At 71.9% G+C, this 15,047-nt stretch carries 14 protein-coding genes; 9 read left to right on the top strand and 5 right to left on the bottom strand.

Going from position 1 to position 15,047, the window contains the following annotated elements:
- Positions 1-5 precede the first annotated feature (5 nt).
- Together AB0J90_RS25475 and AB0J90_RS25470 are read right to left on the bottom strand one after the other, a co-directional pair.
- Positions 6-494 carry an NUDIX hydrolase gene (locus AB0J90_RS25475; protein ID WP_363599847.1) on the bottom strand — a complete coding sequence of 163 codons (489 nt, stop codon included), beginning with the start codon at positions 492-494 and terminating at the stop codon, positions 6-8.
- A gap of 67 nt (positions 495-561) precedes the next feature.
- A complete protein-coding gene (locus tag AB0J90_RS25470) occupies positions 562-2,466 on the bottom strand; it encodes a polysaccharide biosynthesis protein (RefSeq protein WP_363599845.1) in 1,905 nt (634 codons plus the stop codon).
- 224 nt (positions 2,467-2,690) lie between these two features.
- Between AB0J90_RS25470 and AB0J90_RS25465 the strand changes: the two genes are divergently transcribed.
- The 5 genes from AB0J90_RS25465 to AB0J90_RS25445 are packed head-to-tail and all read left to right on the top strand — an operon-like array spanning position 2,691 to position 7,729.
- The gene (locus AB0J90_RS25465; protein WP_363599843.1) at positions 2,691-3,431 is read left to right on the top strand and encodes a sugar phosphate nucleotidyltransferase; all 741 of its coding nucleotides are present in this window, start codon (positions 2,691-2,693) and stop codon (positions 3,429-3,431) included.
- On the top strand, positions 3,428-4,378 hold the full coding sequence (locus tag AB0J90_RS25460) for an NAD-dependent epimerase/dehydratase family protein (RefSeq protein WP_363599841.1): 951 nt from the start codon (positions 3,428-3,430) through the stop codon (positions 4,376-4,378). Before AB0J90_RS25465 ends, AB0J90_RS25460 begins: the two co-directional genes overlap by 4 nt.
- A gap of 51 nt (positions 4,379-4,429) precedes the next feature.
- A complete protein-coding gene (locus tag AB0J90_RS25455) occupies positions 4,430-5,791 on the top strand; it encodes a nucleotide sugar dehydrogenase (RefSeq protein ID WP_363599839.1) in 1,362 nt (453 codons plus the stop codon).
- On the top strand, positions 5,791-6,846 hold the full coding sequence (locus AB0J90_RS25450; protein ID WP_363599837.1) for an NAD-dependent epimerase/dehydratase family protein: 1,056 nt from the start codon (positions 5,791-5,793) through the stop codon (positions 6,844-6,846). Before AB0J90_RS25455 ends, AB0J90_RS25450 begins: the two co-directional genes overlap by 1 nt.
- A gap of 40 nt (positions 6,847-6,886) precedes the next feature.
- On the top strand, positions 6,887-7,729 hold the full coding sequence (locus tag AB0J90_RS25445) for an FkbM family methyltransferase (protein ID WP_363599835.1): 843 nt from the start codon (positions 6,887-6,889) through the stop codon (positions 7,727-7,729).
- Positions 7,730-7,734: 5 nt separating this feature from the next.
- Here the strand turns inward: AB0J90_RS25445 and AB0J90_RS25440 are convergent, their stop codons facing one another.
- From AB0J90_RS25440 to AB0J90_RS25430, 3 genes are all read right to left on the bottom strand, one after another.
- On the bottom strand, positions 7,735-8,904 hold the full coding sequence (locus AB0J90_RS25440; protein WP_363599833.1) for a phosphotransferase: 1,170 nt from the start codon (positions 8,902-8,904) through the stop codon (positions 7,735-7,737).
- Positions 8,905-9,090: 186 nt separating this feature from the next.
- On the bottom strand, positions 9,091-9,339 hold the full coding sequence (locus AB0J90_RS25435) for a hypothetical protein (protein WP_363599831.1): 249 nt from the start codon (positions 9,337-9,339) through the stop codon (positions 9,091-9,093).
- Between the two features lie 106 nt (positions 9,340-9,445).
- Positions 9,446-10,708, bottom strand: coding sequence for an oligosaccharide flippase family protein (locus tag AB0J90_RS25430; RefSeq protein WP_363599829.1), 1,263 nt, complete (start codon positions 10,706-10,708; stop codon positions 9,446-9,448).
- 244 nt (positions 10,709-10,952) lie between these two features.
- On the opposite strand from AB0J90_RS25430, the gene AB0J90_RS25425 reads away from it, so the two are divergent.
- Genes AB0J90_RS25425 through AB0J90_RS25410 form a run of 4 tightly spaced genes read left to right on the top strand, consistent with a single transcriptional unit; the run spans position 10,953 to position 15,033 of the window.
- A complete protein-coding gene (locus AB0J90_RS25425) occupies positions 10,953-12,149 on the top strand; it encodes an aminotransferase class I/II-fold pyridoxal phosphate-dependent enzyme (RefSeq protein WP_363600032.1) in 1,197 nt (398 codons plus the stop codon).
- The gene (locus AB0J90_RS25420; protein WP_363599827.1) at positions 12,146-13,201 is read left to right on the top strand and encodes a GNAT family N-acetyltransferase; all 1,056 of its coding nucleotides are present in this window, start codon (positions 12,146-12,148) and stop codon (positions 13,199-13,201) included. Before AB0J90_RS25425 ends, AB0J90_RS25420 begins: the two co-directional genes overlap by 4 nt.
- A gap of 3 nt (positions 13,202-13,204) precedes the next feature.
- Entirely contained in the window at positions 13,205-14,401 is a 1,197-nt protein-coding gene (locus AB0J90_RS25415; protein WP_363599825.1) for a hypothetical protein, read from the top strand.
- Positions 14,395-15,033 carry a GNAT family protein gene (locus AB0J90_RS25410; RefSeq protein ID WP_363599823.1) on the top strand — a complete coding sequence of 213 codons (639 nt, stop codon included), beginning with the start codon at positions 14,395-14,397 and terminating at the stop codon, positions 15,031-15,033. Before AB0J90_RS25415 ends, AB0J90_RS25410 begins: the two co-directional genes overlap by 7 nt.
- The last annotated feature ends 14 nt before the right edge of the window (positions 15,034-15,047 follow it).

Below are 15,047 nucleotides of genomic sequence, written 5' to 3'. Positions count from 1 at the left end.
GCCGGTCAGCCGACCGGGTGCCCGTCCTCCAGGTACGCGGTGACGCCGTCGCGTACCGCCAGTTGGGCGGCGGCGACCCGGCGGGCGAGTAGCGGCGAGAGACGCTGTCCGGCCTGCTCCGGCGTCGACCACGCCCAGCCGTGCAGCTCACCGGGCGGCACCACGATCTCGGCGGCCCGTACGGAATCGATCGTGCCGCCGTCGTAGACGAACATGACGCCCTCGGTGCGGCCGTCGCGGGGCGCGACCCAGTCGACCACCAGCAGCCGCCCGGGCGCCACGACCAGGCCCAACTCCTCGGTCAGCTCCCGGGCGGCGGCGGTGTACGGCGACTCGTCGGCCTCGACCGCACCGCCGGGAATCTCCCAGTCGTCCTTGTAGGTCGGCTCGACCAGCAGCACCCGGTCGTCCCGCGGGTGTCGGATCAGCACACCCGAGCCCATCCGCTTGCGCGGCAGCGCGGCGATGTAGTCGTCACCGGACACGCCCGCCACTACCGCCCCCGTCCGCCCCGACACCCGGCCCCCAGTACAGCAGAACCCGCTGACAAGGGGCCCGTCCTCACTTCTCGGTGGGGATGGTGATCGGGGGGTGGGTGGCGCGGGTGTTGGGTACGTGCATGACCGGTGGAGCGAAGGTCGCCGGCTGCTCGCAGAGCCAGGCGAGACGTTCGATCACCTTGGCCGGGGTGTCGAACGGGTCCAGCGCGCTGGCCTCGATCGGGTCGAGCGGTGGGACGCTCACGTGCGAGATCAGCGGGTGCAGCGGACGCAGGTCCTCCTCGCCGGTGCCGATCAGGTCCTCGTGCAGTTTCTCGCCGGGACGCAGGCCGGTGTAGACGATCTGCGGGGCACCGGGCGCCTGCGCGGCGAGCTGGCGGGCTATGTCGTCGATGCGTACGGGGCTGCCCATGTCCAGCACCAGCGCCTCGCCGTCGCGGCCGATCGCGGAGGCCTGCAGCACCAGTTGCACCGCCTCCTGCACGGTCATCAGGTAGCGGGTCACCTCCGGGTGGGTGACGGTGATCGGCAGCCCGGCGTCGATCTGGGCCTGGAACGCACCCACCACCGACCCCCGACTCGCCAGTACGTTGCCGAAGCGCACGCTGAGGAAGGTGCCGTCGGTGGCGGCGGCGGTGTGCGCGGTCAACCGCTCGGTGATCCGCTTGGAGTAGCCGAGCACGCTGATCGGGTTCGCTGCCTTGTCGGTGGAGATGTTGACGAACCTCGACACGTCCCGGCAGGCGCTGAGCACCGAGAGCGTGCCCCAGACGTTGGTCTTGATCGCCTCGCCGGGGTGCCGTTGCAGCAGCGTGAGGTGCTTGAGCGCGGCGGCGTGGAAGACGATGTCCGGCTTGCGTTCGGCGACCACCCGGGCGATCCCCTCGGCGTCGCGTACGTCGGCGAGGATCAGTTCCGGGCCGTCGAGCAGGGCCCGGCCGGTCAGCGAGAGCTGCAGGGCGTGCAGCGCCGACTCGTCCCGGTCGAGCATCATCAGCTCGCCGGGGTTGGCGCGCATGAGCTGACGGCAGAGTTCGGAGCCGATCGAGCCACCCGCGCCGGTCACCAGCACCCGCCGGCCGGCCACCTCCGCGCCCCTGGTGCCCAGGTCGGCGACGGCGTGCGGGCGGCCCAACAGGTCGGTGATCTTCAGGTCGCGTACGTCCGCGACGCTGATCCGGTGGTCCACGAGTTCACGTACCGGGGGTAGCACCTTGAACTCGGCGCCGGCCTCCAGGGTGGTCGCGCGGACCTGGCGGATCAGCTCGGGTTCCGCGCTGGCGATCGCCAGGATCAGGGTGTTCGCCCTGGTCAGGCTGATCGCGGAGGCGATTTCCGGGCGTCCGCCGAGCACCGGTACGCCGTCCAGGCGCAGGTGCCGCTTCTCCGGATCGTCGTCGAGCAGCCCGACCGGCAGGTACTTGCCTCGCGGGTCGCTGACCATGGCCTTGAGCAGGGACTGGCCGGCCGAGCCGAGACCGAACAGCAGCACCGGTCGGGCCGAGCCGGTACTCGGGCGCAGCGAGCGGCTGCGCCGGTGCTGGTGCACGGACCGCAGGGCGAGCATGAGCAGCAGGGCGATCGCCCCGCCGACCGGGGGCGTGCTGGCCGGGATCGGGTGGGTGGAAAGCGGCAACACGCTGGCCACGATCAGGGCCGCGGTGGCGGCGACCGCGCCGGTGAGCGTACGCGCCTCGAGCAGGCTGCCCAGCGGGTGTCGCCCCAGGTAGAGGCGGTGCAGCGTGGTCAGACCGGTGAAGATCACGCTGGCGACCAGGGCGGCGACGAGGACCCGGCCCACCAGTTGGGCACTCAGGTCGAACTCGTACCGGGTCCAGGCCGCGGTGAGGAAGCCGGTGATCCAGGCGGCCGTGTCGACGCCGAGCAGCGCCACCGTGCGACGCCGGGCGCCCGGTCGTCGGCGTACGGGGTGCAGGTGGGGGGCGGGGACTGCGGCGAGTGGCATGGGGTGGCTCCCTGATCCGGGTCGGGCGTCGCCGCGCCTGCACATGCGGCTGCTGCGGTGCTGTCAGGTAACAAACACTTAGTCGCTCTTTTCGCGTTAGGTGGGTCGTTTCACTTTATTTGGCATCACATTCACTTTATTTGCGCGCTCGGCCCGTTTGCGTGACTCGTCGGTGGTGCCGTCGTTGACGACAGAAGGACCGGGCCAGGCAGGTGGGGAGTCGCGTGGAGGACGAGATGCACGTGGTGATCATGGCCGGCGGCAAGGGAGTCCGGCTGCGCCCGTACACGACGTCGCTGCCGAAGCCACTGGTACCGATCGGTGACAGCCACGCGATCCTGGAGATCGTCCTGCTCCAGTTGGCGGACTGCGGCTTCACCCACGCGACCCTGGCGATCAACCACATGGGTTCGTTGATCCGCGCCTTCGTGGGCGACGGCTCCCGCTACGGCCTGCGGGTGGACTACGTGGAGGAACGCGTACCGCTCTCCACCGTCGGCCCGCTGTTCGGGCTCCGGGACCGGCTGCCCGAGCACTTCCTGGTGATGAACGGCGACATCCTCACCGACCTCGACTATGCCGACCTGCTCAGCGCGCACAGCGTCTCGGGCGCCCCGCTGACCGTGGCGACCTTCCGGCGCAGCGTCAAGATCGACTTCGGGGTGCTGGTCAGCCGGGGTGACCGGGTGGTCGAGTTCACCGAGAAACCCACCCTCGACTACGAGGTCAGCATGGGGCTCTACGGCCTGTCCCGGGACACCATCTCGGCGTACCCGGCCGGACTGCCGTTCGGTTTCGACCAGCTCATGATCGACCTGCTCCGGGCGGGACGGCTGCCGGCCAGCTACCCGTTCGACGGCTACTGGCTCGACATCGGCCGCCCCGAGGACTACGACGAGGCGAACCGGACCTTCGACGACCTCCGGTCGACCCTGCTCCCCACCGGGGTACGGGAGCCGGTGTGAGCCGGGTGCTGCTGTTCGGCGCGTCCGGTTTCGTCGGCGGGCGGGTACGTGCCGTACTCGAACCCGACACCGAGCTGACCTGCCCCGGCCGGGCGGAGTGCGACCTGCTCGCCGCCGAGGTCGCCGAGCTGGCCGAACTTGTCCACGCGGCCCGGCCGGACGCCGTGGTCAACTGCACCGGGCAGCTCACCGGTGGCGCGGACACGATGATCCGCGCGCACACCCTGGTCACCGCCAAGCTGATCGAGGCGATCGCGGTGGCAGCCCCGAGGGCCCGGCTGGTCCGGCTCGGCTCGGCCGGCGAGTACGGCCCGGTCCCGTTCGGTGCGCCGGTCGCCGAGGACGAACCCGCCGCCCCGGTCAGCGAGTACGGCCTCAGCCACCTCGCCGGCACCCAACTGGTCGAGCTGGCCCGGTCCGCCGGGCGGATCGACGCGGTGGTGCTGCGGGTGTTCAACCCGATCGGCCCCGGACTGTCCACCGAGAACGTGCTCGGCCGGGCGGCGGCGCTGCTGCTGGCGGCGGCCGAGACCGGAACACCGGAGATCGGGCTGGGCTCGCTCGGCGCGTACCGCGATTTTGTCGACGTCCGCGACGTCGCGTTCGCGGTCCGGGCGGCGATCGGCGTGCCCGAGCCGCCGCAGTTCGTCTTCAACATCTCCAGCGGCCACGCGGTCGCCACCCGGCACGCGGTCCGGATGCTGGCCCGGACCGCGGGGTTCACCGGCACCATCCGCGAGGAGGCGCCGGCGGCCTCGGCCGCCCGGACGGCGAACGTGCCCTGGATGTGCGGGGACAACTCGCTCGCGCTGCGGGTGCTCGGCTGGGCGCCCGCCCACGACCTGGTCGATTCGGTCCGCGACCTGTGGGACGCGGCGGTCGCCGCCGCCACCGGCATCGGACCCGACCCCGATCGCACCCCACTGGCCAGCGGAGTACCCGCCTGACTCGACGGCGACCTGCCCTTTCCGATGTGTTCTTACCTCAGGAGGCCTGAGTTGTACCGAAAGATCGGCGTTGTCGGACTCGGCTATGTCGGCCTGACCCTGGCCGCGGCGCTCGCGCGCAAGGGCTACGAGGTGCACGGCGTGGACACCTCACCCGCCGTCCGGGACGCGCTGCGCCAGGGGCGGGTGCACCTCTTCGAACCCGGCATCGAGGAGGTGTTCGCCGAAGCCGTCGGCAAGACCGTCTTCGTACACACCGAACTGCCGGCCGACGTCGACGTGGCGGTCATCTCGGTCTCCACGCCGGTGGACGACCGCACCCGGCAACCCGATCTGACCAACCTCGCCGCCGCCGCCGAGCAGGTCGCGTCCCGGTGCGGGCCGGACACGCTGGTGGTGGTCCGCAGCACCGTACCGGTCGGCACCAGCCGGCGGGTGGTGCTGCCGGCACTGCTGGCCGCGTGGGGCAGCGCCCGGCTGGTGATGGCACCGGAGCGCACCATCCAGGGCCAGGCGCTGCGCGAACTGGTCGAGCTGCCGCAGGTGGTCGGCGGGCTGGACGAGGAGAGTCGGCGGGCCGGAACCGAGTTCTTCGGCGGGCTCGCCACCCAGGTGGTGCCGGTGTCCAGCCTGGAGGCGGCCGAACTGGTCAAGCTCTCCAACAACTGCCACACCGACCTGATCTACTCCTTCGGCAACGAGCTGGCCCTGATCGCCGAACGGCACGGGCTCGACCCGCTCGAGGTGATCGGCGCGGCCAACCTGGACTACCCCCGGCCGGACCTGAGCAAGCCCGGGTACGTCGGCGGCGGCTGCCTGTCCAAGGACCCGTACATCATGATCGACAGTGCCGGCGGCGAACCCGGACCGTTCCTGGTCGGCGCGGCCCGACAGCTCAACGAGTACCTGCCGGTGCATGTCGCCAACCGGGTGGTGGAACTGCTCCGCCAGGTACGCGGCGGCACGATCGGCGCGCGGCTGGCCGTACTCGGGTGGGCGTACAAGGGGTGGCCGCCTACCGACGACATGCGCGGCACCCCGATCGCCAGCATGATGCCGGTGTTCCGGTCCGCCGGACTGACCGTCGTCGGCCACGACCCGATGGTGCCGGACGAGGTGATCCACCGCTACGGTGGCGAGCCGACCAGCATCGACAAGGCGTTCAGCGACGCCGACGCGGTACTCGTGGTCAACGACCACCCCGACTACCGGGCGATCCGGGTCGACACCCTGCTCGCCGGGGCCGGTCCGCGACCCGCCCTGGTCTACGACTCGTGGCGGATCCTGGACGAGCGGGCCATCACCGCCGCAGGTGTCCGCTACGCCGGCATCGGCTACCTGCCGCTCCCGCGTACGCCCGCACCGGCGGCGTCACCGGCTCCACCCGCACCCACCCCGGCGAGAGGTGCCTGATGCGCGCACTCATCCTCGGCGGTGCCGGCTTCGTCGGCCTGCACCTCGCCGACCGGCTGGTGGCCGACGGGCACACGGTCACCATCGTGGACGACTTCTCCCGGGGCCGTGACGACGAGCGGATCGGCGCGCTGCGCGCGCATCCCGCGGTCGACGTCCGCTCGGCCGACCTCACCAGCACGCGGGCGTGGGCCGAACTGCCCCACGGCTACGACCAGATCTACCTGCTCGCCGCGGTGGTCGGCGTACGCAACGTCGAGGCGGACCCGGCGCGGGTGATCAGGGTCAACACGCTCACCGCCCTGCACCTGCTGGACTGGGTCCACCCCGGCGAACGAATCTTCTTCAGCTCCACCAGCGAGGTGTACGCCGGAGGCGTCGGCGCCGGCATCGTGGCGGTACCCACCGCCGAGGACGTGCCGGTGATGGTGGCCGACGTGACCTCGCCCCGGTTCGCGTACGCGATCAGCAAACTGCTCGGCGAGGCGGCCTTCATCCACGGCGCCGCCGCCAAGGACTGCACCGCGGTCGTCGGCCGGTTCCACAACGTCTACGGCCCGAGGATGGGCACCGACCACGTCATCCCGGAGATGGCGCTGCGGGCGCTGGGCGGCGAGGACCCGTTCCGGGTCTGGGGCGCTGACCAGTACCGCGCGTTCTGCCACGTGGACGACGCGGTCGAGGCGATGCTGCGGCTGATGGCCTGCCCGCAGGTGACCGGTGAGGTCGTACACATCGGCGACGACACCGCCGAGACCAACATCGCCGACCTGGCGCACCTCGTGCTGGACCTGGCCGGCGTCAGCCCGTCCATCGAGCGGCTGCCGGCACCACCCGGCTCGGTCACCCGACGCTGTCCCGACCTGGGCAAACTCCGCCGGCTCACCGGGTTCGAACCGACCGTGCCACTGGCCGAGGGCGTACGCCGCACCTTCGAGTGGTACCGCGACCGGCTGGACCGTACGGGCACCGCCGCCGGGCCGGACGGGACCGGGCCGGACGGGATCGGAGCCGTGCCCCGGCAGCCGGCCCCGCTCACCAGTCCCACCCGCTGACCAGTCCCCGCCGCCCGGCGCAGAGATCGGAGCACGACGCATGTCGACAAGTCTCAGGAAACGGCTCTTCGACACCCTGGACGAGCGGGTCGACCGGCGCGTGGTCGCCGGGCTCGGGTCGCTGTTCCTCTCCGCCCGCTCGCAGTCCCGCTGCCGGGTGCGTTACGCCGAGGGCCACTGGGTGCACCGGTACCCGACCGGGGTCGTGGTCAACACCACGCTCGGCGGGCTCTCCGCCCGCGCCCAGGACCAGGCGACCCAGGACATCTTCCTCTTCGACTACCAGCCACAACCGGGTGACACCATCTTCGACATCGGAGCCGGTGTGGGCGGCGAGGTCAGGCTCCTGTCCCGCCTGGTCGGGCTCGCCGGGCGGGTGGTGAGCATCGAGGCGCACCCCCGGACCTTCGCCTGCCTGCGCCGTACGGTCGAACTGAACGGGCTGTCCAACGTGACCCCGCTGAAGTGTGCCGTGGTCGGCGACCCCGGCCCGGTCCACCTCACCGACGACCGGGTCGACCACATCAGCAACCGGCTGACCGGTGGAGCCGGCGACGGGATCGAGGTCGCCGGTCGTACCCTCGACGAGATTGTCGCCTCGCTCGGGGTGGAGCGGATCGACCTGCTCAAGATGAACATCGAGGGCGCGGAGCTGTCGGTACTGGAGAAGTCGTTCCAGCAGTTCGCGATCGTGGAGAACCTCGTCGTCTCCTGCCACGACTTCCTGTCCGAACCCCCGTACGCCGACGGTACGGACCGGGCCTGGCAACGGACCTTTGCCCCGGTCGTCGAGCTGCTGCGGGCAGCCGGGTACAGCATCCGTACCCGTCCCGAGGATCCCCGGCCATGGGTGCGCTACTACGTCTACGCCTCCCGCCGGTAGTCCACTCACCGCTCCCGTCGGATCGCGCTCCTGACCGCGCCGAGCGCGTCGAGGTCCAGGATGGCGTTCGAGGTGCGTTCGAGCATTCCGAAATTGGTCGAGGCCGGTTGGAATTTCGGCTGGATGGCGCTGCGCCCGGTGGAGAGCAACCAGCCGAAGTACGGCCAGAGCGTCTGCTGCCGGTAGGCCAGCCAGGCGTCGTCGAAGTCGGGTGCCGTGCCGCCGGCCGCGTTCAACCGGCCCAGGTAGAAGCCGAGCAGGTCACGTTCCCAGCCGCGGCGGTCGTCGATGCTCAACCCGGTCACTATCGTGTACGCCACGTCGTACGCCCAACTGCCGCGCATCACCACCTGCCAGTCGGCGAATCCCATCCGCCCGGCGCCGGTCCGGTAGACGTTGCCGATGTGCGGGTCGCCGTGCAGCAGTGTCAGCGGTCCCTCGGTGGTCAGTTCCAGCGACCGCCACAGGGCCAGGTAGAGATCCTGGTAACGCGCCACGACCGGATCGGGAATCACCGTCCTGGCCCGCTGGACGCCGACCCGCCCGCGTCTGCGTAGCTGGGCGAACCGGGCGAGGTTGCCGACGAACGTACGCGGCGTCTGGTGCAGGAACGGGTGCTGTGCCAGCTCGGGATCGTCCCAGTACCGCCCGTGCCAGGCGGCCATCGCGGCGAGCAGGTCCTCCATCTCGGCGCGGGAGATCGGGGTCTGTGGCGTACAGAAGGTGGCCTGTCGGGTGGCGGTGACGTCTTCGGTCAACACGATCGAGCGACCCGAGGAGGGGTCGGCCGCCCCGTGATAGCCGTACGGCGCCTCGATCTCCAGGTGCGGGCGCAGGTGCCGGTAGAAGCCCGGCTCGCCGGTGAGGACGTCGGCCAGTCCCAACAACAGGCGTTGGGTCCAGCGCGGCGTGGTCTTGGCGAACAGTTCCGTCGGCAGGGCCGCGTCCCGACCCGCGTCGTTGTAACCGACCGTGGCGCGCCACCGGGTCGAGGTGCCAATGCTCACTTCGGCGACCTCGTACGTCTGCACCGCCGCCCCGGGAAACCCGACGCAGAGTACGGCGGTCAGCCATTCGCGGGTGACCTCGCCCGGCCGTACGGGTATGTCCGTCGGTACGGTGGCCCGGCGGCGGGTGAGTTGTTCCCGGAGCACGTGGCCGCCGTACCGCGCCATTCTTCCGACCATCGAGGGTCCCGGGTCACTGCGCACATCCGTGTCCAACCACCGGTCTCCTCGCCTACGCCCCCGACTCCTCCAATTGACTCTTTTCTATGCCGGAGTATGCCTGACCGGATCGCTGGCAGAAAGGTCGTACCGGGCCCCGAATGGCAGCCGAAAGCAATTCGTGACCCGGACGCGTCAGCCGTCGGCAAGTTTCCGGAACTGGTCCCATTCCACCCGTGGCCGGACAAGGCCGCGGCGGTCAAGATAGGAGCGGGTGGCTCGGCGGGTGACCCGCAGCGTCCGCAGCGCCGAACGCGCGTCATTGCCGGGGGAGGACTCGACGACCCGTTCCGGCACCAGCAACCAGCCGTCGCTGCCGTGCGCCAACCGGCCCCGGACGAGCGCGTTGTCGAGGTTGGCGAGTTTGTCGTCGTGCCGGTGCACCAGCAGGCTCGCCGGACCCGGTGTCAGGTCGGCGTCGTGCGGGTCGGCCCCGCCCCGTCAGCCCCCACGTCCGCTTGACGACCTCTGGATCAACTGTGCGCGGCCCTCACGTGGACCGTCCGATCCGGATCGGTGGTGAGACCGTCTCGCGTGGACGGGGCGCCACGTTGCGGCCGAGCCGGCGGCGCAGCAGCCGCCAGGAGGCGACCGACAGCCCGGCGTACGTCAGGATGCAGGCGATCGCGGCCCCGTACCCGCCCCAGAGCGGTACGGCCAGCGCGAACAGGATCAGCGCGGCGACACTGCCACCCGCGCCGAGCAGTCCGGCGGTGGTCATCCAGCCACCGCCGAGCAGGGCGCGACTCGCCACCGCGAACGGCGCGAAGGCGATCTCGGCCACCAGCAGCACCAGCAGCAGTGGGCGGGCGTCGGCGAACTCCGGCCCGAACACCGGGACGATCAGGAACCAGCCGCCGACCGCCACCAGCAGGCCCATCAGCGCCGCCGCCAGCAGGGCCGTACGCCGGGCTCGGGCCACCTGGGACAGTCCGCCGCCGAGCGCCACCTCCCGGTTGACGAGCTGCCCCAGGGCGGCCGGCACCACCCGCGGGCCCTCGCTCAGGGTGGCCGCGACGGAGTAGATGCCGACCGTGGCCGCGCCCGCCACCGCGCCCAGCACGTACCGGTCGGCGCGCAGGGCCAGGGCCAGCCCCATGGTCAGGCCGAGCGCCCGGCAGCCGTGCCGGAGCAGGTCGACCAGTTCCGGGCGGCCGGGGGAGTCCAGCGGGACCAGACCGGCCATCCGCAGCCGGGCACACTGGACAGCCGCGACCGTCACCATGCCGAGCCCCTGTGCCAGCAGCAGCGCCCACGCGCTGCTGCTGAGCAGCGCTCCGAGCAGCACGCCGACCAGGCCACCGGCGGCGACCATCGCCGCCCAGGCGCTGCCGGCGCGGAACCGGCCGGCGGCGTACCAGACGTCGGGGAACTGGGTCAGTGCCACGTAGCCGATCGTGATCACCGCTACCGCGCCCAGGAACGGCGGCTCGGCCAGCCCGGGGTCGATCAGCGGCGCGGAGAGGATCGACAGCCCTACGGCGAGCGCGCACCCGAGCACCGCGGAGACCACCGACCACCAGGTGTACGAGGCGAGCAGGCGCTGACCGGCGGGCGTGCCGCTCACGGCGGGCAGGCGGGAGCGCAGGGCCGAACCCGTACCGAGGCCGGAGAGCAGCCCGGCGATGCTGCCGGTGGTGACGCCGAGCACCATCAGCCCGCGCTGGTGCGGCCCGAGCAGGGCGCTGGCCAGTACGGCGCTGAGCGCGTAGCTGGCCGACTGGGCGAGGCTGGACCCGGTCAGGAAGGCCACCGGAGATCGTGGGCGTCGACCCGCGACCTGCGTGCCCGTTCCCGCGTTCTCCATGCTGTACCGCCTTGTCCGGCAGATTATTGAATCTGACCAGAATAGCCAAAACGCACCCTTGTACGAGGCTCGAACTGATACAAACCCTTTGGATACTTTGAGCGTGTTTGGGGTCGGAGGCCGTGCCTGTGAAGCTTCGTCCTGGCAACTCCGGGCGGCGTCCCGCCGTCCCCGACCCGCCGCCAGCACGATGACCGGCCGGGTCTACCTGTCCCCGCCCGACGTCGGGCCGCTCGAAGAGTCGTACCTGGTCCGGGCGTTGCGCTCGGGCTGGGTGGCGCCGGTCGGCCCCGAGGTGGACGCGTTCGAACGCGAGGTCGCCGACCGGGTCGGTGCCGCGTACGCGGTCGCGGTCAGCTCCGGCACCGCCGCGCTGCACCTCGCCCTGCTCGCCCTCGGCGCCGGACCTGGCCAGGTGGTGGTGGTACCCACGCTGACCTTCGTCGCCACCGCCAACGCCGTGGTCTACACCGGCGCGGAACCGGTCTTCGTGGACTGCGAACCGGGTACCGGCAACATCGACGTCAACCTGCTGGCCGACCTGCTGCACCGGCTGCGTGCCGCCAGCCGGCGGGTCGCCGCGGTGGTGCCGGTGGACATGTTCGGCGCCTGCGCCGACTACGACGAACTCCTGCCGGTCTGTGCCGCCACCCGGGTTCCGGTGCTGGTCGACGCGGCCGAGTCGCTGGGTGCCACGTACCGGGGTCGCGCGGCCGGGTCGTTCGGCCGGGTCACCGCGTTCTCCTTCAACGGCAACAAGATCATCACCACCTCGGGTGGCGGCATGCTCGTCTCCGACGACGCCGGGATCATCGCCCGCTGTCGGCACCTGGCGACCCAGGCCCGGCAACCCGTGCCGCACTACGAACACCAGGACATCGGCTACAACTACCGGCTCAGCAACCTGCTCGCCGCCCTCGGCCGGGCCCAGCTCAGCCGGCTGGACGAGATGCTCGCCCGCCGCCGTGAACTGCGCGAACGGTACGCGAAACTGTTCGCCGCCGTGCCCGGCGTACGGCTGCTCGGTGAGGGTGACGGCGGCGGACCCGGCGGCGACGGCATCCCGGCCGGGGTCCGGATCGCCGCCGACGGTGCCGGCGCACGCGGCGCGAACTGCTGGCTCACCACCATCGTCGTCGACCCCGACCGGGCCGGCTGGCGGGCCGGGGAACTCGGCGCCCACCTCGCCGCCCAGGACATCGAAACCCGACCGGTGTGGAAACCCATGCACCTGCAACCGATCTTCGGTCAGGCCCACGCGGTGCTCACCGGCGCCGCCCAGCGGCTTTTCGAGGACGGGCTCACCCTGCCCAGCGGTTCGGCGCTGGACGAGATCCAGACGGGCCGGGTCTTCCACGCCATCGAGCAGTTCCTGGCCGACCGGTGAACGCGGACCTGGCGGTGGTCGACGCCGACACCGCCGGACCCCTGCTCGGGCCGGACTGCCCGGACGTCTACTTCACCGCCGGCTACGGCCGGGCCGCGGCCGGCACCGAGCCCGGCACCTGGCAACTCGCCCACCGGGCGGACCGGATCCTGCTGCCGTACGTGGTCCGCCGGCTCGACGACACCACCTCCGACGCGGTCAGCCCGTACGGCTACTCCGGGATCCACGTCCAGGCCGGCTGCGCGCCGGCCGAACTCGCCGGGTTCTGGCGCGGGGCGCTCGACCACTGGCGGGACACCGGGGTGGTCACCCTGTTCCTCCGGTTCTCCCCGCTCGACCTCGCCTCGATCGCGGCCGTACAGGAACTCGGCACGATCGAGCTGACCCGCCGCGCGGACACCGTCACCGTCCCGGTCAACCTCGGCAGCACCGCGATCTGGGCCGGGATGGAGGGCCGGTCGCGTACCGCGATCCGCAAGGCCCGCAACGCCGGCCTCGGCGGCACCATCCGCGCCGCCGGCCCCGACGACGTGGTTGCCGGCTCACCCTTCCGCCGGCTGTACGAGCAGACGATGCTCCGGGTCGGCAGCGCCCCCGGCTACCTCTTCGCGCAGGAGTACTACCGGAACCTGGTCGACGGTCTCGGCAAGGCACTGCTGATCGCCGAGGTACGCGAACCCGGCGGTGCCGTGGTCGCCTCCGCGCTCGTCCTGCGCCACCGCGACCGGGCCCACTACCACCTCGCCGGCTCCGACCCGAGGACCGTCCGCGACGGCGCGAACAACCTGCTGGTCTGGACCATCCTGGAATGGGCCGCGGAGAACGGCTGCACCCGGGTGCACCTCGGCGGCGGCGTACGCCCCGACGACGGGCTGTTCCAGTTCAAGCGTTCCTTCGGCGGTCGGCGTACCCAGTTCTGGACCGGGTCGGTGGTGCTGGACGAGCGGCGCTACGCGAGCCTGCTCGACGAGCACGCCCGTACGCTCGGCCGCGGCGTCGACGAACTCCGCCTGTCGGGTTACTTCCCCGGCTACCGGCTGGGCCGGAGCTGACCGATGGCCGACGACCGCCGCGACATCGGCCCCGCGCTGCTTGGACGACGCTGGGAGGTCGGTTCCAGCTTCCCGCTGCACCTGCCGGCCGAGCCGGACTGGGCCCGTACGCCCGGACACCCCGACCCGCCGTCCGCCGCCCCGCAGTACGGCGAGCTGTTCGGCTCCGGCCGCCAGGCACTGCGCGCCCTGGTCGAGTTCGGCCGGCGCGAGTACGGCTGGACCACGCTGCACCTGCCCGCGTACTACTGCGACGACGTGGTGGACGAGGTGGCCGACGTACTGCCGGTCCGGCGCTACCCGGTCGGGCCGACCGGTGGGGTGGCACCGGTCGCCGCGCCGACCGAGGCGGTGGTGGCGGTCTCGTACTTCGGGGCGCCGCCGGTGGTGCCGGCGGCGTCCGCCGCGACCCTGGTCGTCGACGCCACCCACGACCCCCGCGCGCCCTGGCTCGCCTCGGTACGCGCCGACTACGTCTTCGCCTCGCTGCGCAAGACGCTGCCGCTGCCCGACGGCGGGGCGCTCTGGTCGGACACCGGCCGCCCGGTGCCGCCCGCCGGCCCGCCGACCGCCCGCCACCTGGGTCTGGTCGACCGGGTCCTGTCCGCGATGTACCTCAAGGCGGCCTACCTGGCCGGTGGGCCGGTGGACAAGCAGCAGTACCTGGCCCGGTACGCGGCCGGGGAGGACCTGTTCCGGGACAGCGGCGTCAGCGGCATCTCGGAGTTCTCCCGCCAGATGCTGCGGGTGCTGCCGACCGACCGGCTCCGCCGCCGCCGGATCGAGAACGCCGCCCTGCTCGCCGCCGGGCTGTCCGGGCTGTCCGGGCTGCGCGCCCGCGCGCACACCCTCGGCGTGGTGCTGGAGTTCGACTCGCACCGGCGACGCGAGGCGGTACGGCACGCGCTGATCGACCGGCGCGTCTACCCGGCGGTGCTCTGGCGGCTCGGCCCCGACCCGGCAGGCGACGAACGGGCACCGGTCGAGCTGACCATGGACGAGCGGGTCGGTTTCTCCCGCCGGATGCTCTTCCTGCACACCGACTACCGCTGTACCGGCTCCGACCTGGCCCAGGTGGCGGAACTGGTACGCGAGATCCACCCGGCAACCGCGGCGAACGCGGTCCGTACCAGCGGTGGCGGCGTCCCGAGCGGTGGCGGAACCGTCCCGACCAGCGGCGGAAGAGGAGAACCATGCTGACCGGCCGACTGGTCGGCCTGCGCCCGATGCAGGCCGACGACCTCGACTTCCTCACCGACCTGGCCAACGCGCCACAGGTCCGCGGCAACGTGGTGGGCTGGGACTGGCCGGTGGCCCGCGACGCCCAACGGGACTGGTTCCAGGGCGCCTCCCGCGACCCCCGCAATCGTCGGCTCACCGTGGTCGGCCTGGGCAGCGGCGAACCGGTCGGCCTGACCGGGCTGTGGGAGATCGACTGGCACAACCGCTCCGCGCTCACCGCGGTCAAGCTGATGCCCGGTGCGGCGCCGAAGGGCGCCGGCAGCGACTCGATCATGCTGACGATGGCGTGGAGCTTCTACGACGTCGGCCTGCGCCGGCTGCACAGCACCATTCTCGACTTCAACGCCGCCAGCCTCGGCGCGTACGTGCGGCGGTGCGGTTGGCAGGTCGAGGGCCGCGACCGGGAGGCGGTCTTCCGCCGGGGCCGCTGGCACGACCTGACCCGGGTAGCGATCCTGCGCCCGGAGTTCGACGCCCTCCCGGACGCCCCGGAGTACGTCGAGCGCGCCTGCGGCCCGACCCCGCCGCTGCCCGCCCAACCGGGCGCTGCCAAACCGGCCCGACACCTCGACCCCGCCGCCCGTACCTGACCGGCTCGCCACCC

The sequence above is a fragment of the Micromonospora sp. NPDC049523 genome (assembly GCF_040676775.1).
Taxonomy (GTDB): Bacteria; Actinomycetota; Actinomycetes; order Mycobacteriales; family Micromonosporaceae; genus Micromonospora_G.
The sequence above is the reverse complement of the archived record's forward strand: the minus strand, read 5'-3'. Positions and strand labels throughout refer to the sequence as shown.